The sequence below is a fragment of the Kitasatospora sp. NPDC094016 genome, from assembly GCF_040304045.1.
In the GTDB taxonomy this organism is placed as follows: domain Bacteria; phylum Actinomycetota; class Actinomycetes; order Streptomycetales; family Streptomycetaceae; genus Kitasatospora.
Map to the genome: position 1 here is coordinate 40,822 of NZ_JBEOUK010000048.1, position 22,720 is coordinate 63,541.

Sequence of the window (22,720 nt, forward strand, 5' to 3'; positions counted from 1 at the left end):
CATGCATGGACGACACCTACGAGGCAGTGCCGGAACCCCCGCTGTCCCCACCGGGCACCACACTCGCCACACTGCGACCGCTGGCGAACGCGCTGAACGCCCTCGGCCACCCGGTCGCGGACGTCCTCGAAGACGTGACCGCCGGCATGGTCGAGCTGGCCTTCAACTCGCTCTCCCCGAAGGAACGCCAACGGCTGCTGGGCAAGCTCGGCATCAAGCTGGCCGCTCCCCGCCGGGCCGGGAAGGCACTGTGCCGCGACATGCTCTCGCGCATGCAGCGGGACGCGCGCCAGCGGCGCTGCCACTGCGCCGTCAAGGCACTGACGCACCGCGTGATGAGCGACGTGTCCGCCGCGGCGGACTCCTCTTCGGGGATCGTGACCGACCCGGTGGCCTGCTGGGGCGACACCCTCGTCCGGCTCGCCATGCTCTCCTGGTGCAGCGCCTCGGCGGTCGGCGCGCGGGTCCTGGTCTGGGCCGCCGAGCACGACTGGCTCGGGTACGAGGCGGAGCAGCAGCTCCTGGACGCCGTGCGGGCCGCCGCCGACGACGTCATCGAAGCGACTCCCGGGTTCAGCCTGTACGACCAGACGGACGCGCCCGTCCCCGCCCAGGGCGAGTTCGCCGAGCCCGCTGCACCCTGCTCCCCCGAGGAGGTGGCCGAACAACCGGCCGTCGCCACGGACGGGCCCGCCCCGGGCCGCACGCTCGACGTGGCGGCCGCGCACCAGGCGCTGGAACTCGTCTTCCAGTCCGCCCGGGAGGCCTCGCACCGGATCGGTACGGCGCTGGACGCCGGGTACCCACCCGCGGAGCAGGACACCCGCGCGCTCACCGTACTGACCGACACCTTCCGGCAGTTCCGGGACGACCTGGCCGAAGCAGGCCTGCCGAAAGTCCCCAACCAGCTGGACGACCTGACCGAGAGCGTGCGCTCGTATCTCGACGAACGTCGCCGCGACCGCGCGGCCCACGCGGCACTCCTAGAACTTCTGACGATCACCTGCCCCGAGCGGAGCCCCGCCGCCGGCGGACTCGAAGCCGCCCACGGGCTGGCCCGCGCCATCCTCGACTCGCCGCGTTGGGACGACACCGAGCGGGCCGAGGCCGCGACGCTCGGCGCTCTCGTCGAGCTCGTCCGGCTCCGCGAGCAGCCGGACCACCCGGCCGAGATCATGTCCCGCCAACAGCAGATCGGCGCCGCACTGCCGACCTGTGCCGGTGCGGCGCTGCTGTACACGGAGCTATCCCTACCCGAGGAGCCGGCTCTCCTCCAGGAGCTGCCGTTCCCCCGGCAGGCCGACGCGGCCCCGCAGGCCCTCACCACCCCGGCCCGGGGTCCGGGGCCGGAACCGACGCCCGTCGTCCCGGCCGCGACCGCTGTCCCGTCCGAGAACCGGTCGCCGGTGCCGGTGCCGGTGCCCGAAACCCCGCCGGCCACCGTCGAACAGCCCGCCCCGCCGGCGACCGGGTATCGGTCGGAGGAGGCCGCGAGCTCGCGGGCGGCCACCGTCCCGAAGGCAGAACCTGCCGTTGCCCCCGCCATACCGGCATCCGCCCGGGCCGACGCCGAGGTGTCGACCGCCATCACCCGGCTGATCGCCGAGGGGCGGTTCGGTCTCGCCTTCCACCTGGTTCGGGCCGCCGGCCAGCCCGAACCGGAACAGGCCTCCCTCCGCCTCGCCGCCGCCGGTGCCGCTCTCAAACCGGGGACCGTCGGCGGTCCGCAGGCCTTCGTCAAGGCGCTCCTGCGCTGCGAGACCCTGGAAACAAAGACCTTCGAGAACACCGAGTTGCTCGCGCTGCCCGCGCTACTCCGCGCCTCGCTGTCCACGGGCGAGTACGCGGCCGGCGCCCAGCTGAAGGCCTTGGCCGCCCGGCTGCCCGACGGCCTCGCCACGCTCGCCATCGCGGTCGCGGATCCGACCCTCAGCGGCGCCCTGGCACTCACCAAACCCCTGAGCGGTACGGCGGACGTGTCCGAATCCGAGAGCCGGCTCCGCGACGTCGTCCAGCAGGCGCGCGACCTGCTGAAACCCCCGCGACTCCGGTTCAACCGAGCCACCACCATCGCCAAGCGCTGGCTCGCCCCGGACGGCCTGCTCGGTTCGGTGCTCCACGCGCTGGTCGAGGACTCGCCGGAGGCCGGATCGAGGGCTCGGGAGGCCGTCGACCGGCTGTCCCGTCTCACCGACATCCAGTCCGAGATCGACCGGATGGACCGTGGGCTCCGCGCTTCGAGCAAGCGGGTCTTGCAGGGTTCTGGACGTCAGGACCTCGTCCACCTCGTCGAACGGACCACGGACTGCGCCAAGTCCTGGATCGACGCCACCGAGGCCATCAGGCGGGGCCGCACCGCCGAGACCGACTGGGCCCGGCAGGAGACAGCAGCCATGCGGCAGACCCTGCTCGGCGGCCGCCGGCAGGCCCTGGAGGACCTCGACAAGCTCAGGGGACGATCGCCCGCCTCACTGGCCTCGGCCTCCGCGTGGGCGGCCCACAAGTCGCTGAGCGCCCTGTTGGACGAGATCGAACAGGGCCCGGCCCGCCTGCGGCGCTTTCCCGACCTCGACGCACACCAGACGATCGACGCCGAACTGCTCAAGATCCCCCTGGCCACCGGCGAACAGCCCACGGTGTCCGCGCTGCTCGCGGCCCAGGACCGGACCTGGGAGGAGGCCCTGGCACTCCAGGAGAGCCAAGACGTCTTCAGCGCCGCGCACCGCATCCTCGACCTCGCGGAACAGGGCTCGCTGCCCGGCAAGCCGATCTCCTTCCCGCCCGCACGCCGTACCGAGCTATTCGAGGCCGAGGAGCGGCGGCGCGAGGCCCTGCTGGCCCGGCACACCGACCTGGTCGCCGAGCTCCGGCGGGCGCAGGCCGACGGCGCCCTCACCGACGACCAGGACCTCAGCCTCCAGGAACTCCTGTCCGACGCGCAGCCCCACGCCGAGGAGGACGGCAAGCGCGAGCTGATCCTGGTCCGGCGCACCCTGGACCAGGTGGCAAAGCTCCTCCCCCGGTTCCGCGACGAGGCCGCCGAACGGCTACGCTCCCGGCTGGACGCGCTCCCCGAGGTCAGCGACGAGGACCACGCGCAGGTGCTGCGCCATCTGGAGACCGACGGGCTGGCCACCGCCGCCGACCTCGTGTACTTCCTCGAACTCGGCGAGACCGTGCCCGAGATCGTGTCCGGCGTGTCCCACCTCGCGGGCTTCTTCCCGTCCGTACCGAATGGACTCCGCTCGGGGATCACCGCCGAGCTGATCCGGTCGGTCCGCGACCACGGCAAACACCCGGACCTTCCCGCGCTCGACTACACCCGGTTGTCCGGGGACGAGGCCGAGCGCGCGGCCAAAGCGCTGGAGACCTGGCAGGCGCTCGGCGCCACTCCGCCCAAGGGCCGGCAGAGCGCCGACCCGCGGCAGATGCTCCTGCCCGCGCTCAACCTCCTCGGCTACGAGGCCAAGCAGGCCCTTCCGCTGAACGGCCTTCCGCGCAGCGTCGAGTACCGCTTCGTCGACGTCCTCGACATCGAGATCAACGGCCGCGCCTGGGCACCCGTCTTCGGATCCAAGATCCTCGAACAGGCCGGCCGGCTCCGGGTCCTGATGATCTGGGGCCGGCCTTCGGCGCAGTTGCTGCTCAGCCGGGTGGCCCAGGAGCCCAGCAAGGAGAGCCTGCTGGTCGCGTACTTCGGCGCCCTCGACAGCAAGGCGCGGACCGAACTCGCCGCGGCCTCGGTGGACATCGCCCCGCTGATGGTCGTCGACGACGCCGCGCTCGCCTACCTCGCCGCCCACGGCAACAGGCAGGTCAGCGTGGCGACCGAAACGCTCCTGCCGTTCTCCGGAGTGAACCCCTACATCAGGGAGAAGCGCGGGCGCATCGGCCGGGAGATGTTCTACGGACGCGACGCCGAGCGCAAGAGGATCCTCGACCCGGACGGCACCCAGATCATCTTCGGCGGACGCGGCCTCGGCAAGTCGGCCCTGCTCAACGATGCCGGGGACCGGTTCGCCGAGCAGCAGCGGGACTACCACCAGAAGCTCTACCTCAACCTGGACCACCACAACATCGGCAAGGGCACGGCACTGGGCGCCGAGACCATCTGGGGCGTACTGGATCGCGAGTTGACGGACCAGAAGGTGCTGGCGAGGCCCCGCCGCAAGGCCGAGGCCGATCCCTACGAGCGGGTCCGCGCCGGCATCAAGCAGTGGCTCGACGCCGAACCCCGTCGGCGGTTGCTGATCCTGATGGACGAGTGCGACCGCTTCTTCGAGGCCGACGTGCCGCACTGCACCGAGACCCGACGGCTGCGCGGGCTGTGCACGGAGACGCCCGGCCGGATGAAGGTGGTCTTCGCCGGCCTCCACTCCGTCCAGCGTTTCACCCGGCTGGCCCGTAACGGGCCGTTCAGCCACCTGGCACAGACGCCCACCGTCGTCGGCCCGCTCGCACCACAGTTCGCGGCCGATCTGCTCGTCGACCCGATGCGGGCCTTGGGCTTCGAGTTCGTTGACGTCGATCTGGTCAACCGGGTGCTGGGCTACTGCTCGTACCAGCCCTTCCTGCTGCAGATGTTCGGTAGTCGGCTGGTGGAGGTGATGCAGCAGCGGCGGAACCGCGGCGACGCCGGCGGCCCGCCCTACGCCATCGCCGTCACCGACGTCGAGGCGGTCGAGTCGGACCCCTCGCTGCGAGCCGACATCACCGCGGCGTTCAAGGACACACTCACCCTTGACGACCGCTACGACATCATCGCGAACGTACTCGCCCGCCACGCCCGGGACAACGGACTGGAGACCCGTCTGAGCGACGCCGAGCTCCGCGACGAGTGCGCGAGCTGGTGGCCCGACGGCTTCGCCGGCCTCGACAGCGAGGGATTCCGCGCCTACCTACAGGAGATGGTCGGCCTCGGCATCCTCGCCCCGAACCACGACGGCCGGGGCTGGCACCTGCGCGGGCCGAACGCCCTGCGCATGATCGGCACCGCCCAGGAGGTGGAGAACCGGCTGCTCACCGCCGCCGCCGAGTGCGAGCTGGAGGAGACCATCGCCCTCGAAGGCCGACCCGAGCTGCCCGACAAGCGGACCGCTCCGCTGACCGTGACGCAGGTGGACGACCTCCTGGCCGGGCATGCCAACCAGACGAGGGTGGTCTTCGGTACCCCCGCCACCGGTATCGGTGATGTCGAGAGGACGCTCCGGTCGGTCACCGACCGGGTCGGCGGCTGGAGCCTTCCGCCGATCGGGCGTCCGTCTGTGTTCCGGCAGGCCCTCACCGAGGGCCAGCCCGGCACGCGGCGGGTGATCGTGAGCGACCTGGCGGCGAAGATGACCAGCAACGACACGTGTCGGGATGCCATCGTCCTCGCCCGGACTCTCGTGCCGGAGCGGACCGACGTCACCCGCGCGGTCGTCCTGATCGTCGGACTCCACCAGCTTCAGCTCTGGCGCGAACTGTTGACGGATCCGGAGGAGGGCGATTCAATCGCGGTCTTCCTCCGCCGCCACGACCAGCGCAGCCTGCGGGCTTGGGCGCAGCGCACCGACCTCTTCACCGCAGAGCGGGTCACCAGGCTGCTCGAACTCACCGGCGGCTGGCCCGCACTGCTGGACCGGGCCATCAGCCTGCACAACCACTCCGGGAACGAGGACGAGGCCCTGAACCGGCTTCGCGACGACCTCCAGCAGAAGGCGTTCGTCGAGGACTTCCTCGACGACGTCGGACTCACCACGGAACCGCTGATCGGCGACGGCTACCGCGCCGTGGCCAAGGAGTTCGGCGACGAGTGGGCCGACGAGGAGGACATCCTCACCGCGATCGAACTGGCCGGCTTGGAGGTACCCGATGCCGAGTGGGTTCTGACCTGTCTGGAAGCGCTCCAGGCCTTCGACCGAAACGGCGGTCGGATGCGGCTAGAGCCGCTGTTGCACGACTGCTGGTCGCGCCTCTGATCCCACGAGCCCCTGTCGAGCTGGGCCGCTCGCCCCTGGCGGCCCAGCTCCGTCCTTCTGCTCCGACGGGCGTGTGGTCCGGCCCGCTCGGCGGGTGGGGCCGATCGGGTGGAAGTGGGGGGGTGTGCGTTGCGTCGGGGGAGGGACGGTCGGGCGGTCGGATGAACTTCCGAGATGCGCATTCACTTCCGGACCGGGCGGATCGCCTCGGTTCTGGCCCTGCTGGCCGGTTCGCTGCTCAGCAGCAGCGTGCTGGCGCCGCCGGCCCAGGCCGCGATCTCTTTCACCAAATCCGTCGACAAGGCGACCGCCTCCCCGGGGGAGAACGTCACCTACACCCTCCGGTACACCTGCTCCATCACCGAGTGCACCAACGGGCGGATCGCCGACACCCTGCCGTCGAACATGCAGTTCCTCGGCTGGACGCCCGACCCCTCCTCGGTGGACCAGGCCGCCTCCACGGTGCCCGCGGCGGGCGCGATGGGCGGCGCCATGGACATCAGGCTCAAGGACCTCAGCCCGGGTACCACCGCCACCATCACGGTGACGATGAAGTACCCGAACTTCACCACCCCCGACGGGACGGTCTCCACCAACTCGGCCACCATGACGGCCACCGGTGAGCCCAGTCAGACCGCCTCCGCCGGCACCAAGGCCCAGGTGCAGCCGCAGTACACGGTGACCAAGGGCATCCAGACCTCCAGCAGCGACGGACGCACCGTCACCTACCAGTTCAGTGCCTGCGCCACCGACCTGGTGCCCAACGTCGACCTGGACACCAGCCGGCTGCTGGACACCCTGCCGCCCGGCGCCGTGGTGGACACCGGCCGCTCGCCCGGCTGGAGCCAGGTCGCGCCCGGCCCCGACACCTGGGGCTACGACATCGGGGAGTTCCGCTCCGGCAACGGCCGCGGCGGCTGCCGGCTGCCGGGTGTGCTGGTCGTCAACTACCCGGAGGCCGACTTCCCGGACGGGACGACCTCCGACAACACCGTGGACCTGTACGGCGACCCGATCGGCCCGGACGCCGAGCGCAAGCTCGACACCGCCGGCACCACCACCGGTCAGTTCCGGCCCCCGGCCACCGGCGTGGTGGTGACCGCGGGCAAGGTGTGGCGCGACAGCGTCGTCTCCGGCGACATCAGCTCCTTCGGCCTGTCGGCCACCAACACCTCCGGCCCGGCCACCAGCCTGACCATGACCGACCCCGGCGCCGGCACCACCGACGGCCTGTACAACTGGCTCTTCCCGCAGTCCCTCCAGCTGGAGCCGTGGAACCCGACCGGCATCGGGCTCACCCTGCAGTACCGCCTCGACGGCGACCCGACCTGGCAGACCTTCAGCCCGTCCAGCCCGCTGGACGGGTCAAGCGCCCGCCGGATCACCTTCGTCCAGGGCGCCGGCGACCCGGCCCGCGACGAGTTGGGCATCCCGGCGGGCCGCTGGCTCGACGGCCTCAGGTTCACCTGGAACGGCCCCATCCCGACCGGCTGGAGCCCGGGCAACTCGGTGCAGGTGATCGCCCAGGTCGTCACCCCCGGCCACGACGGGCGACCGGCCCCCAGCCCGCTGACCAACTGTCTGGACACCACCGCCGGCGACGGCACCAGCACCTCCGCCGCCAACGCCTGCGCCTCGACCACCGTCACCGCCGCGACCAACCTGGGCGCGGCCAAGACCACCGTCGCCGGCGAGCTGTCCGCACCCGGCGGCATGGCGACCTTCCAGGTGATCCCGTACAACCGCAGCGGTCGCGACCTGACCCGCCCGCTCGTGCTGTACGACGTGCTCCCGGCCGGTGTCGTCTACGTCGACGGCTCGGCCCGGCCCGACCCGAACTACCCGGACGCCAAGGCCCCCCGGTCGATCACCGTCACCCCCGGCCCGGACGGCCGCCAGATCGTCCGGATGGAATGGCCGGCCGGCGCGCCCGACATGACGTACCTGCACGACGCGCTGGCCTACCGGATGCTCTTCGACGTCCAGGTCGCCAGCAGCATCCGTTCCGGCGAGCTGACCAACGACGTCTACGTCACCGTCGACCAGCCGACCGCGCCGGTCTCCTGCATGTTCTCCGGCTCCGACAGCGGCAGCACGCCGGACGTGCTGGACCTCAACGGCAACGGCGACACCTCCGAGCTCATGTGCCACGCCTCCTCCCGGATCCAGGTGGACGTGCCGAGCGTGCTGCGCTCCTACAAGGAGGTCATGGGCGACCTGGACGCCGACTACGTCAGCATCGGCAGCGCCACCCCCGGCGGCCGGATCTCCTACCGGATGACCGTCCGCAACGACTCGCCCGACCCGGTCACCGACTTCATCGCCTACGACCAGCTCCCCACGCCGGGCGACAACTACGTCCTCACCCAGGACGCTCCGCGCGGCAGCGCCTGGACCCCGTCGCTGAGCCAGCCGATCACCACCAGCGACCCGACCGTGGGGATCGAGTACACCACCGACCCCAACCCGTGCGTCGACGCCGCCCTGGTCAACCGGACCGGCTGCAACAGCAGCGCCACCTGGAGCAGCACCTTCCCCGGCCCGGGAACGGCCACCTGGTTCCGGGTCCGCCGCCCCGGCAGCCTGCCCTCCGGCGAGGCCTTCACCCTGACCTGGCCCATGGTCGCCTCGGTGGACGCCCCCGACGGGGAGTACGCCTGGAACAGCTTCGCCTTCACCGCCACCGACGCCAGCGGCCGCCAGCTGCTGCCCGCCGAGCCGGCCAAGGTCGGCGTCGCCGTCAAGCAGACCAGGCCCTCCGACAACGCGCTCGGCGACTTCGTCTGGCAGGACGTGGACGGCTCCGGCATCCAGAAGCCCGGCGACCCGGGCATCGCCGGCGTCACGGTGAAGCTGCTCGACGGCAACGGCCAGCCCGTCCGCGACAAGAACGGCAAGCCGGTCACCACCGTGACCGACCGGAACGGCCACTACCTCTTCGACCACCTGCCCGACGGCAGCTACGCGGTGCAGTTCGACCTGTCCACCCTGCCCGCCGGCGCCGTCGTCACCAAGCGGGGCGTCGGCACCGATCCGGCCAAGGACTCGGACGCCGACCCGGCCACCGGCATCACCCAGACCGTCACGCTCAGCGGAGGGCAGCGCGACCTCGACCTCGACATGGGCGTGATCCTGCCGACCACCCCCACCGGGTCGCCGTCGCCTTCCCCGTCGCCTTCCCCGTCGCCGTCGCCGACCTCCTCGCCGTCCCCGACGTCGTCCCCGTCGCCGACGTCCTCGCCCTCGCCGACCCCGACCCGATCCGGCAGCACGACCCCGACCACCGGCCCGACCCGCAGTCCGAGTCCGTCGGCGAGCGGCGGGACGCTGCCCAACACCGGCGGCTCGGCGCCCGCCGCGCTGATCGCAGCCCTCGGCGCCCTCGCCGTCCTGGGCGGTGTGGCGCTGTGCGCGGTGGTCTACCGACGGCCCGGACGACACAGCTGACACCGATGACGGACAACTGAACACCCGACCGACACCAGTGGCGCCGCCCCCAGCGGCGCCACTGCCGCGTTGTCGGAGGCCTACGGGCGCTCCGGCGTGAGCGCCAGGACGGCGAGGTCGTCGGCGAGCAGGCCGGCGTACTCGTGGACGTCCTGGGCCAGGAAGGAGACCAGCAGGTCGGGCGAGGTGGTGCCGAGGGCGGCCAGGCGGGGGGCCAGCGGGTAGAAGGCGCCGGTGGCGTCGCGGGCCTCGCTCACGCCGTCGGTGTAGAGCAGGACGGTGTGGCCCGGAGGCAGCGCGACGGCGGTCGGTTTGCCGCGCTCGTCGGGGGGCCCGAGGTGGGCCAGGCCGAGCGGGAGCTCGTCCGCGCAGGACACCGGGGTGATGGTGTGCTCGGTGAGCAGCAGCGGGGTGGTGTGGCCCCGGTTGACGATCTCCACGCAGTCGGAGCCCGGCCGGTACTGCAGCAGGACGGCGGTGACGAACAGCTCGTCGTCGCCCCGGTCGGCGGCGTCGCGCAGGACGGCACGGTCCAGCTGGTCGGCGAGGTCGACCAGGTCGGGGGTGTCGTGCGCGGTCGCCCGGAAGGCGCCGAGCACGTCGGCCACCGTACGGACGGCGCCGAGGCCCTTGCCGCGGACGTCGCCGAGCAGCACCCGGACGCCGAAGCGGGTGTCGCACACCTCGTACAGGTCGCCGCCGACCAGGACCTCGGCCTGGGCCGGTCGGTAGAGGCCGGCCACCAGCAGTCCGCCCGCCCGCTCGGGCACCGGGCGCAGCACGGTGCGCTGCAGGGTCTCGGCGACGGTCCGGGCGTGCAGCAGGGTGCGGTTCTGCCGGGTCCGCTGCCAGGACAGGGCGGTGCCCATCACCCCGGAGAGCAGCGTGGCGATGTAGACCCAGACGTGGTGCTGCTCGTCGATGTGGCCCGCCCGCACGGCCAGTACCAGTTGCAGCGCCAGGGCGCCGACCGTGGTGGTGGCGGTCAGCACCGGGCCGTAGCTGAACGCCGCCACCACGGGCAGCGCGGTCAGCAGGAAGCCGGCCGCGACGGCGTCCGGGACGACCGCCTCGGCGGCCAGGTCGAGCAGCAGCAGGAGCACCGGCAGCCAGGGCACCCAGCGCGGTGCCCGGGGTTCCACGGCCGCCGGGTGCTCCGGGCGGGGCGCTACGGGCACGGTGGGGTCCTCCTGGCCGACCGGTCCGGTATGACCGGTTCGTCCCTCCATGCTCTCCCACGGAGCACCCGGCCACGAATGGCCGAACGTCCCGGTTCCCGAGGGCCGACCGGGCCCGGAAGCGGGGTGTCAGGGCCGGTCGGCGGACGGTGACCGACCCCGCCCCGGCCGACGGACGGGCCGGCGGCCGGGGCGACGGGCGGTCAGCGACGGGCGGTCAGCGACAACCGGGCCGACGGCCGGCCCGGCGGGCGGTCAGCGGCGGGACGGTCGTCAGCGGACGATCACCGGCAGGGTCTCGAAGCCGCGCAGGACCAGGCGGTCCCGCCGGGCCGGCACGCCGCCCGGGGCCAGCCGGGGGAAGCGGTCGAGCAGGGCCGGCACCGCGACCTCGGCCTCCAGTCGGGCCAGCTGGGCGCCCAGGCAGTAGTGCGGGCCGCCGCCGAAGCTCAGCGGCTGGCTGTCCCGGCGGGTCGGGTCGAACACCTCCGGGCGGTCGTACCGGGCCGGGTCGTGGTTGGCCGCGCCGAGCAGCAGGAACGCCATGGTGCCGACCCGCACGGGCAGCCCGTCGACGGCCAGCCCCTCGGCCAGCGCCACCCGGGAGGTGAGCTGGACCGGGGTGTCGAAGCGCAGCACCTCGTCGGTGAAGCCCGCCGGGGTGATCGCGCCGCTGCGCAGCCCGGCAGCCGCCTCCGGGTGGCGGAACAGCAGGGCCAGGCCGTTGCCGAGCAGGTTGGTGGTGGTCTCGAAGCCGGCCACCAGCAGCAGCACCAGGTTGGCCAGCAGCTCCCGGGCGGGCAGCCGCTCAGGGTCGTCGGCGGCGATCCGGGCCAGGTCGGTGACCAGGTCGTCCTGCGGGCGGGCGAGGCGCTCGGCGGCCAGCTCGGTGAAGTAGCCGGCCAGTTCCTCGGCGGCTTCGTCCGCCCGGGTGAGCTCGGAGCGGTCCTTGATGAACTCCAGGGCGACGGTGAGGTCGGAGGCGAGGTCGCGGAAGCGGTAGCGGTCCTGCTCGGGGACGCCGAGCAGTTCGCAGATCACCCCGACCGGCAGCCGGAAGGCGAAGGCGTCCATGAAGTCCACCGGCGAGCCGTCGGCACCCTGCTCGGCCATCCCGTCCAGCAGCCCGGCGACCGCCGCCTCCACCGCCGGGCGCAGCGCGGCCACCCGGCGGGCGGTGAAGACCGAGGCGATCAGCGAGCGGACCCGGGGGTGGTCGGGCGCGTTGCGCTGCAGGATCGAGCGGCCGAACAGCGCCAGCGACGGGTGCTCGGCGAAATCCGGGGTCAGCTCCGCGATCATGTCGGCGGTCGCGACGGCGAAGGCGGGGGTGCGCAGTACCTTGTCGGCCGCGGTGTGGCCGGCCACCAGGAAGGTGTCCGGCCCGGCGGGCGCCGCCGCGCCCAGCGCGTGTGCCCGCGCGTACAGCGGGTACGGGTCGGCCCGGCCCTCGCTGGTCAGCAGTTCCTCGATGATCGCCGCGCCGTCCATCCGGTGCTCCCCTCCCAGTGGCCACGTTCCTGCTGCGTGAACCACCGGAGGGGGCAACGGAGTTCCCGTCCGGCGGGGGTATCGGGCCGGGCGGGAGGCTTGTCCGGTGCCGACCCGGGTGCGCGCGCGGCGGGGGTACCGGGCCGGGCGGGTCGGCGCCTGCCCCCCGGGCGGCTCGGTAGGGTTGCCGGTATGGAGATCTGGATCAACCCGCGCTGCGGCAAGTGTCGGTCGGCGCTCGGCGAGCTGGAGGCCGTCGGGGCCGAGTACACCGTGCGGCGCTACCTGGAGGATCCGCCGACCGCGGCCGAGCTGGAGCAGGTGCTGGAGCGGCTGGGCCTGGAGCCGTGGGACATCACCCGCATCGACGAGCAGGTCTCCAAGGACCTGGGGATGCGGAAGTGGACCCGGGAGCCGGCGGACCGGGACCGCTGGATCGCGGCGATGGCCGAGCACCCGATCCTGATCCAGCGCCCGATCATCACCGCGGACGACGGCCACGCCGTCGTGGCCCGCACCCCCGAGGCGGTCAAGTCCGTCCTGCCGTAGCAGCGCCGCGTCCGGAGCCCCAGAGGCGTCCGGGGTGTCCGGGGCGTCCGAGGTGTCCGGGGCCGGTCAGTGCAGCTGGATCCGCTGCACCGGCCGGCCCGGGTGCCAGTTGAGGATCCACAGGTGGCCCTCCCCCACGGCGGTGTGCACCACCTGCTCCAGGTCCAGCCGGAAGGCGTGGAAGGCGGTCGGCGGCGGCTCGGGCAGATCGGCCGCGTAGGCGGACAGTTCGGCCTCGTCGGTGATCTCGACCGCGCGGCCGGAGACCTTGGAGTCCCCGCCCGCCATCGTCTCGTCCCCCGGGTGGGCGTGCAGCGCGAAGCGGCCGTCCCGCTGGAGGTCGCGCGCCTTGGCCGAGCCGTACATCGACCCGAGCATCAGGTCGGCGCCGACGAAGTCGACCTCCGTACCGCTCACCCGGGGCGAACCGTCCTTGCGCAGCGTCGCCAGGACGTGGTGCTTCTCGGCTTCGAACCGGGCCCGCACGAGGGGCGCCAGCTCGGGTGCCTGCTGCTCGAAATCCTGCCAGGTGACCATGGCGCCAGTCTGGCACCGGGCACCGACAACCGCCGGGCCTCAGGGGCGACCGCCGGGTGTCAGTGGCCGGTGCCAGACTGGCCCAGTGACCACTACGACCACATACATCGCGTTCCTGCGGGCGATCAACGTCGGCGGCCGGACGGTGCGGATGGAGCGGCTGCGGGCGCTCTTCGCCGAGTTGGGGCTCGAAGGCGTGCGCTCCTACATCCAGAGCGGCAACGTCTTCTTCACCACCGACGAGCCGGACCGCGCCGCCCTCACCCGGCGCATCGAGGAGCACCTGGAACGCTCCCTCGGCTACCCGGTGCCGACGCTGCTGCGGACGGTCGACGAGGTGGCCGCGCTGCTGGCCGCCGAGCCGTTCAAGGGCGTCGAGGTGACGCCCGACGTCCGACTGGTGGTGGCCTTCCTCTCCGAGCCGCTGCCCGCCGACCTCGCCGTTCCCCACCGCTCGCCGAAGGGCGACCACGAGGTGGTCGGCGCCGACCCGGGCGCCGCGTACGTGGTGGTCCACCTGCGGGACGGCAAGTGGGTCACCGGGGAACTGTTCGGCAAGGCCTACCGGGGTGCGGTCACCTCCCGGTTCCTGCACACCACCGAGAAGATCCTGGCGGCCGCCCGGAAGGGCTGACCCCCTGCCCCCCGGCACCGGCGCCCAACCACCCGGCCGCCCGGAACCGCGGTGGCGCACCGGGCGTCTGGAGTGCAGTGACGTACTCACCGTGCGCCGGCACCCGGCGTGATCTGGACAGTCCGAGCCGGCCGAGCCGACAATCGGGCCATGACGTCTCCTGAGTTCCGCACCGGCGCCGTCCGGCCCTCCGGCGCGGTCCGCCCCTCGGACGCCGAACGGGACCAGGCGCTCGGGGTGCTCAAGGACGGAGCGGGCAGCGGGCGGCTGTCGCACGACACCTTCCTCGGCCGGATGGAGATCGTCCTGCACGCCACCAGCCGGGGCGAGTTGGACGAGGCGATGACCGGGCTGCCGACCGGGAGCCCGGTCGAGCGCTTCCTGCTGCGGACGGTCGGCCGGGTCTCCGCGTTCGGGGACCGGCTGCGCCGGGCCTGGCGCACCGAACGGCTGCCCGGGCTGAGCCTGCCGGAGACCGGGGCCGGGCAGTTGACGATCGGTCGGTTCCCCGGTTCGGGGCTGCGGCTGCACGACGCCTCGGTGTCCCGACGGCACGCCGAACTGCGGCGCGAGGGCGGCGGCTGGGTGCTGTACGACCTGGGCTCGACCAACGGCACGCACGTGAACGGGCGCCGGATCGCGGGCGGGGCGCGGGTCCGGCCGGGCGACCAGGTCCGGTTCGGGAACCTGGAGTTCCGGCTCGCCTCGGACTGAGTCGTACTCCCGGCCGGTCGGTACGGACCTGAGCGGGCACCGGGGAGGCGTCAGGTGGGCGTGCGGGCATGCGTGGGCGTGCGGGCGTGCGGGCATGCGGGCGTGCGGGCGGTGAACGTCAGCCGCGGGTGACGTGCAGTTCGGCGTAGCGGTCGCCCTTGTCCGCCTTGCGCAGGGTGACCTTCGCCGTGCCGACGGCGGTCTCGGCGCCCTTGCCGACGGTCTTCCGTTCGTCCCCGACCGCCACTTCGACCGTGCTGTCGGTGATGTGCCCGACGGTCATCTTCACGGTGTGGTCGCCACCGAAGATCTGGAGGGTCTTGGCGGCCTCGGCGTCATCGGTGCGCACGACGACGTCGCAGCTGTCGTCGTCGAGGCAGAGCGCGGCACCGCCGTCGCAGGCGGTCAGTCCGGCGCCGAGGGTGAGGACGGCGCCGGCGGCGAGGAGCGCCGGGCGGCGGACGGTGGGCCCGAAACGGCGCCGGGCAGGGGTTCGGTGGGAGTTCGGGGTGCTCGTTGTGGTCATGGCGTCGACGGTAGGCGTTCGGACGTGCCCCGCCATCGGCCGTCGGCGGTACGCACCCCCTGGCCGGCCCCGGAGCACCCGAACGATCGCGACCCCGAGGGTGATGGGTCGAATCCCCTAGGGGGTGAGGGGAGTTGGAACTACGGGATCGGATTCCGGAAAGGCTCGGCATATGCCTCAGGGGTATGCCACGCGCGTAGATCGACGGGCCGCGAAAAGGACCGGCGGTCAGTCGGCGACACCGCCCAGGTCGCTGCCCCGCGCACCGGCCGGGCTCCACAGCGGCGCCGTGCAGCGCTGGTAGGTGGCCTGCCAGTGCGGCCAGTTGCGGGCCACGTCGTCGTCGCACTCGGCCAACAGCCGCTCCACCAGCGCCGGTTCCACACCATCCAGCAGCCAAGCCAGCGCGTCCGCCGTCCCCGGGCCGTCCGCCGAGCGCAGCAGGTCCATCAGCTCGCCCAGGCCGCCGAGCCGGGAGCCCTCCGGGACCACCCGCTCCATCCGGGGCAGCAACTGGCGCTCCTCGATCCGCAGGTGGGTCTCCAGCCGGGCCGCCAGGTCCTCCATCGCGTACGCCACCGGCCAGGCGCTGCCGGTGTCCCGGCTGGCGATCCGCACCAGCGTGGTGACCCGGGTGAACGAGTGGTCGAGGTTGTGGTGGTCCGCCTCCAGCCAGTTGAGCAGCAGTCGCAGCTCGGGGGCGAAGCGGCGCACGATCGGCCAGATCCGGCTGTCCTGCTGCTCGTGGTGGCAGGTCAGCATCGCGGTCACGAAGCTCCAGTGCCGCAGCAGTGCCTCGCCGGCGTCGTCCTCGCCGGGCTGGAGCAGCCGCAGGGCGTTGGGCAGTCGGGCGAGGTCCCGGCGCAGCGCGGCGTGCACCAGTCGCAGTCCGGCGAAGCGGGCCGTCGCCGGCTCCTCGCCGACGGCCCGCACGGACACGGCCGCGACCCGGGTGTCGACCCCGGACCCCGCCTGCTCGGGCACGGAGGGGGACGGCTGGGGCAGCAGATGGATCGGCATGGCACTCTCTTCACGACGTCGTGGGGCGGGCGGGGCCGGCCGGTGGAGGGGCCCCATCCAAGGTGCTCACAGTCGATCAAAAGTGAATCAATGTCCGATTGACGCGCAGGTCACGGGCGCGTGCGCGGGGGAAGCGGCGCTGCGCGGGAGCCGCCCCGCGATCGCCCGCCCCGGTCTCCGGACGCCGCCGGAACGCCGTGGGCCCGGGACACCTGGGTGCCCCGGGCCCACGGCCTGCGGGTCGTCGTACGGCTCGTCGTGCGGACGGCCGTGCGGCTGGGATCAGTCGGCCGCCGGGCCCGCCAGGTTCTTGGTGAGCCACTCCAGCGTGTCCGGGATCATCTTCTTGAAGTCCGAGGTCAGGTGCTTGCCGCCGGGCTGCTCGTAGTACTCCAGCGACACCGGCGGGGCGGCCTTGGCGACCCAGCCCTTGACCAGCTTGGTCTCGTACGGGTTGGCGCCGCCCGCGGTGACCAGCATCTTCACGTCGGCCTTGCCCTGGGCGACCAGCACGTCGGGGTTGTTGGCCTGCCGCTCGGCGTCGTGGCCCTTCCACAGCCCCGAGTCGGGAACGTAGTAGCCGTCGATCGGGACGGCGGCCTTGTAGACGTCCGGGTGCTGGAGGGCGAGCTTGGCGCTGCAGAAGCCGCCGGTGGAGGCGCCCATCACGCCCCAGCCGTCGCGGCCCTTCACGGTGCGGAAGTTGGCGCGGACGAAGTCCGGGAGGTCCTGGGACATCCAGGTGCCCATCTTGGGCTGGCCCGGGATGTCGGAGCAGTCCAGCGCGTTGTGCTCGTCGCTGTTGAAGTTCTGCACCGGCATGATCATGATGAACGGGTGGGACTTGCCCGCCTTGACCAGCTGCTCGTTCTCCTCCTGGATCGGCAGCTGGTTGTCCGTCCAGGTGTTGTAGCCGTTGCTCTGGCCGCCCGCGAAGAGGGTGAGCACCGGGAAACCGGTCTTGGCGAACTTGGGGTCGTTGTACTCGGGCGGCAACCAGACCCAGACCTTGCCGGAGACGCCGGACTTCGCGCCGGTCACGGTGGTCACCATGATCGGACCGGCGGACGTGTCCCGGGCCTTGCTCAGGGTGGCGGCCGGGCCGGTGGGCATCAGCACCTTCCCGCTGGCGGCCGCGGGCTCCGCGGTGGTGGGCGCGGGCGTACCGCCGCCACCGGCGCTGGGCGAACCCCCCGTGGCGCTGCCACCGGTCGCACCCGGGGTGCCGGCCGCCTTGGCGCTGTCCCCCTTCCCGCCACCGGAACTCCCGCAGGCCGCCAGCGAGGCGGCCAGGGCGAGCACGGCGGCGCCGGTCAGGACGGCGCGGGAACGGGACGACTGCCTAAGCACGGTGAGGACTCTCCGACCGATGACACGCCCGGTCCGTCTGACCGGGCTGTGGCCCCCCGGTGGGGCCGGACAGGCCGGGGGCGCGACGCTGGTGCGGTCCCCGGGGTGGCGGCGCGTCCTCCCTCGCGGTGGCGCGCCTTCCTGCGATCTTATGACGTGGACCGGGGTGGCCCGGTTGCGCGGTGGCCACCGGAAATCCAATGTTTGTTCGCGATCAGGTAAAGGCCTTCACCACTCCCCCCGGTCGACGGGGGCCGGACGGCGGGGAGCACGGTCCGGGGCCTGTCCGGGGGTGCGAATTTTGGGGCCTTCGACCAGTGACGGCGGCCGTCGCATCCGCGACGATCGGCTCACGCCCCAACCGACCCGAGCCCAGTCGAAGCCGAAGCCGAAGCCGAAGCCGAGCCCAGCAGACCCGAGCAGACCCAGGAGAACGCCATGCCCCAGCAGATCGCCGTCGTCACCGGAGCCGGGAGCGGAGTCGGCCGGGCCGTGGCGGTCGAACTGGCCGCGGCCGGCTGGCGGCTGGTGCTGGCCGGCCGGCGGGCCGAGCCGCTGCGGGAGACCGCCCGCCTGGGCGGCACGCCGACCGCGGTGGTGCCGACCGACGTCACCGACCCGGCGGCGGTGGACGCGCTGTTCGCCGCAGCCGTCGAGCGCTTCGGCCGGGTGGACCTGCTGTTCAACAACGCCGGCACCTTCGGCGCGGCCGTGCCGGTGGAGGACCTGGAGGTCGAGGCCTGGCGGGCGGTGGTCGACCTCAACCTGACCGGGGCGTTCCTCTGCGCCCGGGCCGCGTTCCGGCAGATGAAGGCGCAGGACCCGCAGGGCGGCCGGATCATCAACAACGGCTCGATCTCGGCGCACGTCCCGCGCCCGCGCTCGATCGCCTACACCGCGACCAAGCACGCCGTCACCGGGCTGACCAAGTCGCTGTCGCTGGACGGCCGCCCGTACCGGATCGCCTGCGGGCAGATCGACATCGGCAACGCGGCGACCGACATGACCGCCGCGATGAGCACCGGGGTGCGGCAGGCGGACGGGCGGATCGCGGTCGAGCCGACCATGGACGTGGCCGACGTGGCCCGCACCGTCCGGCACATGGCCGAGCTGCCGCTGGAGGCCAACGTGCAGTTCGCCACCGTGATGGCGACCGCCATGCCGTACGTCGGACGGGGCTAGGCCCGCCGTCGTGGGCCCGCCGCCGTGGGCCCGCCGTCGGCCGCCCGCCGTCAGCCCGCCACGGACTCGCGCAGCCGCTTCTTGTCCGGCTTGCCGACCGACGTCAGCGGGATCGCGGCCACGAGGTGCAGGGCCTCCGGCGCGTAGATCCGCCCCTTGTGGGCCGTGACGAACGCGCGGACCTCCTCCAGGTCCGGCCGCTGCCCCGACGCGGCGACGACGGCGACGTGGACGTGCTCCGCCTCCTGCGCGTCGCGCACCCCGAAGACCGCGCACTGCGCGATCGCCGGGTGGGTGAGCAGCAGGTCCTCGACCTCGGACGGGTAGACGTGCCCGCCGACCACGATGATCTTGTCCTTGAGCCGGTCGGCCAGGTAGAGGTAGCCGTCCGCGTCGAAGTAGCCGATGTCGCCGGTGTTCAGCCAGCCGTCGCGCAGCACCTCGGCGGTCAGGTCGGGCCGCTTCCAGTACCCGGCCATGACGGTGTCCGAGCGGACGTGGATCTCGCCCTGCTCCCCCGTCGGCAGCCCGGTGCCGTCGGCGGACCGGATCGCCACCTCGATACCCGGGAGGGGGCGGCCGACCGCGATCTGGCCGCCGTGCCCGACCCGGTCGTGCTCGTGCGGGGCGAGCATGCAGATGTTCTGCGCCTCCGACTGCCCGTAGCCGCTCCACAGGACCGGCCCGAACACCTTGAGCGCCTCGCGCACCCGGGTGGGCGAGGCCGCGCAGCCGCCGTACGAGACCCGGCGCAGGCTGGACAGGTCGGTGCGGCCGATCGCCGGGTGGTCCAGCAACTGGTAGAGCAGCGGCGGCAGCACCCACAGGTCGGTGATGCGTTCGCGCTCGATCGCGGCCAGCACCGCGCCGGGGTCGAAGGAGCGCTGGAGGACGACCGCACCGCCGTGGTGGAGCGTCAGGTCGGAGAAGAGCCCGGCGAGGTGGGCGAGCGAGGTGGCGGCGAGGAAGCGGGGCGCGTCGCTCTCCGTGCGGCCGGGGATGTCGAAGACCTTCCGGTAGGCGCCGTGCAGGCTCCGGATGCCCTTCGGGATTCCGGTGGTCCCGCCGGTGTGCCGGATGCCCCAGTCGTCGTCCGGGCCGACCCGGACGGCCGGCGGCTCGGCGGACCGGTGGGCGGAGGCGGCGATCACGTCCTCGCCGATCGCATCCGGTCCGGGGCCGAGGCGGAGCACCGTCGGCACGTCGATCAGGGGCAGCAACTCGGCGGCCGCCTGGTACCGTTCGGCGTCCACGAGCAGGACGGCGGTGTCGACGCTCGTCGCGATCTCGGCCAGGGTCGAGGCGCTCATGCCGTCGTAGAGGTTCACCACCCGCGCACCCGCGAGGCCCGCCGCGTAACGGGCGCTCAGCGCCTCGGCGGTGTTGCCGGCGAGCAGGGTCACGGTGTCGCCGCGCACCACGCCCCGGGCGATGAGCTCGTGGGCGAGGCGGTAGGTGGCGGCGACGAAGTCACCGGCGGTGATCTCGACGCCGTCGGCGGTGGTGATGGCCCGCCGGTCGGGGTCTGCGGCGAGGGACTGAAGAATCAGGGCGGGCGCGCTGACGAACTCCGGTTCGTTCACAGCCACTTCTTCCTTGCAGTTTGCAACCATGCCCTCACCCTAACCCAACCCCACTTTCGGGGATGGGAGTTGGACCGGCGCAGCGTTCACTCGTCGTGCGAGTGGCGGTAGCGGAGCGAGCCGGCACCGTCGCCGTCGCCGTCCAGCCGGTAGACGCTGGTGGTCGGCCAGTACTCGCCGCTCTCCGCGGCGGGCAGGCGGGCCCGGAGCAGCATCCGCAGGGCGGGCGGCGGGGCGGCGGCGTTGACGCGCTTGCGGTGGCCGTCCCAGCGGCCGCCGCACAGTTCGAGGTCGAGGACGAGGGGGGTGGTTCTCATCCCGCGATCGTGTCAGCGCCGCCTCGCCGGCCGAGGTTTGAACCGGCACGGCCACCCACACGAGGGACCCCCGTCAGGCCGGGCCGACGGGGGTCCAAGGGCGGCCCGGAGGGGCGACAAGCGCGACGCCCGGGGCCCTACGGCCGCCAGGTGTCGTTCAGGGTGACCGGGCCCGAGGCCGACGCGGTCGCCGTCCGGTTGGCCCCGGACTCCCAGGTCACCGCGCCGCTCGCGTCCTTGCGGACGTACTTGTACTGGAAGGCCGTGCCGGCCGGCAGCGCGAGCGACAGCGACCAGACCGGGTAGCCGGCCGAGGAGAGCGGCAGCGCCTTGGCCGGGTCCCAGCCGCCGAGCGCGGCGATGTCGCCGACCACGTAGACGTTCTGGCCGTTGACGGTGGTCGCGTTGACGTTGAACGAGGCGCCGGAGGCGTTCGCCGCCCCGCCCGGGACGTACAGCGCGATCGCGTCGCCCGCGCCGACCGTCGCGGTGAACTGCCCGTTGGCGCCCACCTGGTAGGTCGGGCCGGTGCAGCCGCCGCCCGGCTGCGGGTCGCCGTGCTGGACGTCGCAGTAGGTGCCGGCCGCGAGCCCGGTCTGGAAGGTCCGGGTGATCGGGCCGCTCTCGTGGTTGAGCGCGACGTAGCCCTTGTTGCCGCGGCCGAAGGCGATCGCGTTGTTGCCGTTGGACCACCAGTTGGTCACGCCGGTGCCCGCGACGGCGTTGCGGAACCCGACCATGTTGGCCACCTGCCGCCAGGCGTGGGTGCAGTTCCAGCCGTCCTGGTAGCAGGCGTTGACGGTGCCGCCGTTGGGCGGGCCGGCGTCGTTGTTGGTGAAGGCGTAGCCGGAGTAGACGTTGGGCGCGCCGTACGGCGAGGCGAGCAGGAAGACGTTGGCCAGCGTGTAGGTGTTGCCGTACGTGTAGTTGAGGGTGGAGCCGTTGCGCTCGGTGTCCCAGTTGTCGACGAAGGAGCGCGCCTGCCCGCTCGGCAGGTACCCCCAGGAGGCGCCCCAGCCGGACAGGTTGGCGAGCTTGTCGCTGGTGAACATCCGCTTGAGGTCGGTGCCGACGCGGAACTCGTCGACGTCGCCGGTGCCGGTGTACTCGCCGGGCTGGACCGGTTCGCCGGCGCCGTAGATGACCTCCTGCACCCAGTAGGCCTTGGGGTTGGCCGTCTTCGCCTTGATGGCGGCGAGGTCGCCGGCGGCGATGTGCTTGGCGGCGTCGATCCGGTAGCCGTCGACGCCGAGGGAGCCGAGGTCGTCCAGGTAGCGGGCGATGGTCTGCTGGACGTACGCGCTGCCGGTGTCCAGGTCCGCGAGGTTGACCAGCTCGCAGTTCTGCACGTTGGAGCGGTCCTGGTAGTTGGTGATCGGCTGGCGGCAGGAGTGGAAGTCCTGGTCCTGGTAGGTGCCGGGGTAGGTGTACTTGGTGTACGCGGTGCCGCCGGTGCCGGTGCCGGAGCCGGCCGTCATGTGGTTGACGACGGCGTCGGCGATGACCTTGACCCCGGCGGCGTGGCAGGTGTCGACCATGTTCTTGAAGGACGTCCGGTCGCCGAGCCGCCCGGCGATCCGGTAGCTGACGGGCTGGTAGGAGGTCCACCACTGCGGGCCCTGGATGTGCTCCTGGGGCGGCGAGACCTCGACGAAGCCGTAGCCCTTCGGGCCGAGCGTCGAGGTGCAGGCCTCGGCGACCGAGTCGAAGCGCCACTCGAAGAGGGTGGCGGTGACGTCCTTGCCATTGTTGGCGGGTGGGGCGGCCTGGGCGGCGGGGGCGCCGAGGGAGGTGGCGAGCGAGAGCGCCAGGGCCGCCGAGGCGGCGAGGGCGCCGGCCGCGCGGGCGGTCCGGCGGGTGGGGGCGGTGGTGACCACGTCGTCTCCTGGGGGTGGCTGGGGTGGGGGCAGCCGGGGGGTGGGCCGTGCGGGAAGAGCCATGCAGGAAGTTTCTGTAACTTGCCGGAAACTTGCAGCGCTGAACCTAGGGCCGCCGAGAGAGAGCGTCAAGAGTCCTGGAGGAACGTTTCTGCACCGCCTGGGCCCGGGCGCACGACAAGGGCCCGGCAGCCGTGGCCGCCGGGCCCCTCACCTGTCCTGGTTCACCGGGCCCTCGGGGGCCCGGTCCGGACTCAGCCGGTCTGGATGGAGGTGTCGTCGATCACGAAGCTCGTCTGCAGCGAGGCGTCCTCGGTGCCGGTGAACTTCAGGGTGACCGTCTGGCCCGCGTAGG

At 72.7% G+C, this 22,720-nt stretch carries 15 protein-coding genes; 6 read left to right on the forward strand and 9 right to left on the reverse strand.

What is annotated here, in order from left to right; all coding sequences use genetic code 11:
• Nucleotides 1–5: 5 nt before the first annotated feature.
• Together ABT015_RS31705 and ABT015_RS31710 are read left to right on the forward strand one after the other, a co-directional pair.
• Complete coding sequence (locus ABT015_RS31705; RefSeq protein ID WP_350885282.1) at nucleotides 6–5,960, forward strand: hypothetical protein; 5,955 nt, start codon at nucleotides 6–8, stop codon at nucleotides 5,958–5,960.
• A 174-nt stretch (nucleotides 5,961–6,134) separates the two neighbouring features.
• Entirely contained in the window at nucleotides 6,135–9,407 is a 3,273-nt protein-coding gene (locus ABT015_RS31710) for an SdrD B-like domain-containing protein (protein WP_350885284.1), read from the forward strand.
• An 80-nt stretch (nucleotides 9,408–9,487) separates the two neighbouring features.
• On the opposite strand, the gene ABT015_RS31715 is transcribed toward ABT015_RS31710, so the two are convergent.
• Together ABT015_RS31715 and ABT015_RS31720 are read right to left on the reverse strand one after the other, a co-directional pair.
• Nucleotides 9,488–10,585, reverse strand: a complete 1,098-nt coding sequence (locus ABT015_RS31715; RefSeq protein WP_350885286.1) for a PP2C family protein-serine/threonine phosphatase — start codon at nucleotides 10,583–10,585, stop codon at nucleotides 9,488–9,490.
• Between the two features lie 273 nt (nucleotides 10,586–10,858).
• Nucleotides 10,859–12,076, reverse strand: coding sequence for a cytochrome P450 (locus ABT015_RS31720; protein ID WP_350885288.1), 1,218 nt, complete (start codon nucleotides 12,074–12,076; stop codon nucleotides 10,859–10,861).
• Nucleotides 12,077–12,268: 192 nt separating this feature from the next.
• Here ABT015_RS31720 and ABT015_RS31725 point away from each other — a divergent pair, with 192 nt between their 5' ends.
• Complete coding sequence (locus ABT015_RS31725) at nucleotides 12,269–12,625, forward strand: arsenate reductase family protein (RefSeq protein ID WP_350885290.1); 357 nt, start codon at nucleotides 12,269–12,271, stop codon at nucleotides 12,623–12,625.
• Between the two features lie 66 nt (nucleotides 12,626–12,691).
• Here ABT015_RS31725 and ABT015_RS31730 read toward each other — a convergent pair whose 3' ends face one another.
• Nucleotides 12,692–13,162: a pyridoxamine 5'-phosphate oxidase family protein gene (locus ABT015_RS31730; RefSeq protein ID WP_350885292.1), complete on the reverse strand. Its 471-nt coding sequence runs from the start codon at nucleotides 13,160–13,162 to the stop codon at nucleotides 12,692–12,694.
• An 85-nt stretch (nucleotides 13,163–13,247) separates the two neighbouring features.
• Here ABT015_RS31730 and ABT015_RS31735 point away from each other — a divergent pair, with 85 nt between their 5' ends.
• The gene (locus ABT015_RS31735) at nucleotides 13,248–13,796 is read left to right on the forward strand and encodes a DUF1697 domain-containing protein (protein ID WP_350885294.1); all 549 of its coding nucleotides are present in this window, start codon (nucleotides 13,248–13,250) and stop codon (nucleotides 13,794–13,796) included.
• A 150-nt stretch (nucleotides 13,797–13,946) separates the two neighbouring features.
• Complete coding sequence (locus ABT015_RS31740; RefSeq protein ID WP_350885296.1) at nucleotides 13,947–14,510, forward strand: FHA domain-containing protein; 564 nt, start codon at nucleotides 13,947–13,949, stop codon at nucleotides 14,508–14,510.
• Between the two features lie 118 nt (nucleotides 14,511–14,628).
• On the opposite strand, the gene ABT015_RS31745 is transcribed toward ABT015_RS31740, so the two are convergent.
• The 3 genes from ABT015_RS31745 to ABT015_RS31755 form a co-directional block, all read right to left on the reverse strand.
• Nucleotides 14,629–15,036, reverse strand: coding sequence for a hypothetical protein (locus ABT015_RS31745; RefSeq protein WP_350885298.1), 408 nt, complete (start codon nucleotides 15,034–15,036; stop codon nucleotides 14,629–14,631).
• Between the two features lie 228 nt (nucleotides 15,037–15,264).
• Nucleotides 15,265–16,056 carry a hemerythrin domain-containing protein gene (locus tag ABT015_RS31750; protein ID WP_350885300.1) on the reverse strand — a complete coding sequence of 264 codons (792 nt, stop codon included), beginning with the start codon at nucleotides 16,054–16,056 and terminating at the stop codon, nucleotides 15,265–15,267.
• Nucleotides 16,057–16,338: 282 nt separating this feature from the next.
• Nucleotides 16,339–17,406 (reverse strand): alpha/beta hydrolase, encoded by a 1,068-nt coding sequence (locus tag ABT015_RS31755; protein WP_350885302.1) that lies wholly within the window; start codon nucleotides 17,404–17,406, stop codon nucleotides 16,339–16,341.
• A gap of 438 nt (nucleotides 17,407–17,844) precedes the next feature.
• Here ABT015_RS31755 and ABT015_RS31760 point away from each other — a divergent pair, with 438 nt between their 5' ends.
• Nucleotides 17,845–18,588: an SDR family oxidoreductase gene (locus ABT015_RS31760; RefSeq protein WP_350885304.1), complete on the forward strand. Its 744-nt coding sequence runs from the start codon at nucleotides 17,845–17,847 to the stop codon at nucleotides 18,586–18,588.
• Between the two features lie 50 nt (nucleotides 18,589–18,638).
• Here ABT015_RS31760 and ABT015_RS31765 read toward each other — a convergent pair whose 3' ends face one another.
• The 3 genes from ABT015_RS31765 to ABT015_RS31775 form a co-directional block, all read right to left on the reverse strand.
• A complete protein-coding gene (locus ABT015_RS31765; protein WP_502897452.1) occupies nucleotides 18,639–20,201 on the reverse strand; it encodes an AMP-binding protein in 1,563 nt (520 codons plus the stop codon).
• Between the two features lie 56 nt (nucleotides 20,202–20,257).
• Nucleotides 20,258–20,488, reverse strand: a complete 231-nt coding sequence (locus tag ABT015_RS31770; protein WP_350885308.1) for a hypothetical protein — start codon at nucleotides 20,486–20,488, stop codon at nucleotides 20,258–20,260.
• A gap of 137 nt (nucleotides 20,489–20,625) precedes the next feature.
• Nucleotides 20,626–22,365, reverse strand: a complete 1,740-nt coding sequence (locus tag ABT015_RS31775) for a carbohydrate-binding module family 20 domain-containing protein (protein ID WP_350885310.1) — start codon at nucleotides 22,363–22,365, stop codon at nucleotides 20,626–20,628.
• Nucleotides 22,366–22,720 lie beyond the last annotated feature (355 nt).

Excerpts from the sequence above, each read along its gene's own strand:
- ABT015_RS31740 (WP_350885296.1), top strand. The coding sequence starts at position 13,947 with ATGACGTCTCCTGAGTTCCGCACCGGCGCCGTCCGGCCCTCCGGCGCG.
- ABT015_RS31760 (WP_350885304.1), top strand. The coding sequence starts at position 17,845 with ATGCCCCAGCAGATCGCCGTCGTCACCGGAGCCGGGAGCGGAGTCGGC.
- ABT015_RS31725 (WP_350885290.1), top strand. The coding sequence starts at position 12,269 with ATGGAGATCTGGATCAACCCGCGCTGCGGCAAGTGTCGGTCGGCGCTC.
- ABT015_RS31750 (WP_350885300.1), bottom strand. The coding sequence starts at position 16,056 with ATGCCGATCCATCTGCTGCCCCAGCCGTCCCCCTCCGTGCCCGAGCAG.
- ABT015_RS31705 (WP_350885282.1), top strand. The coding sequence starts at position 6 with ATGGACGACACCTACGAGGCAGTGCCGGAACCCCCGCTGTCCCCACCG.
- ABT015_RS31745 (WP_350885298.1), bottom strand. The coding sequence starts at position 15,036 with ATGACCACAACGAGCACCCCGAACTCCCACCGAACCCCTGCCCGGCGC.
- ABT015_RS31710 (WP_350885284.1), top strand. The coding sequence starts at position 6,135 with ATGCGCATTCACTTCCGGACCGGGCGGATCGCCTCGGTTCTGGCCCTG.
- ABT015_RS31765 (WP_502897452.1), bottom strand. The coding sequence starts at position 20,201 with ATGGTTGCAAACTGCAAGGAAGAAGTGGCTGTGAACGAACCGGAGTTC.
- ABT015_RS31770 (WP_350885308.1), bottom strand. The coding sequence starts at position 20,488 with ATGAGAACCACCCCCCTCGTCCTCGACCTCGAACTGTGCGGCGGCCGC.
- ABT015_RS31730 (WP_350885292.1), bottom strand. The coding sequence starts at position 13,162 with ATGGTCACCTGGCAGGATTTCGAGCAGCAGGCACCCGAGCTGGCGCCC.
- ABT015_RS31720 (WP_350885288.1), bottom strand. The coding sequence starts at position 12,076 with ATGGACGGCGCGGCGATCATCGAGGAACTGCTGACCAGCGAGGGCCGG.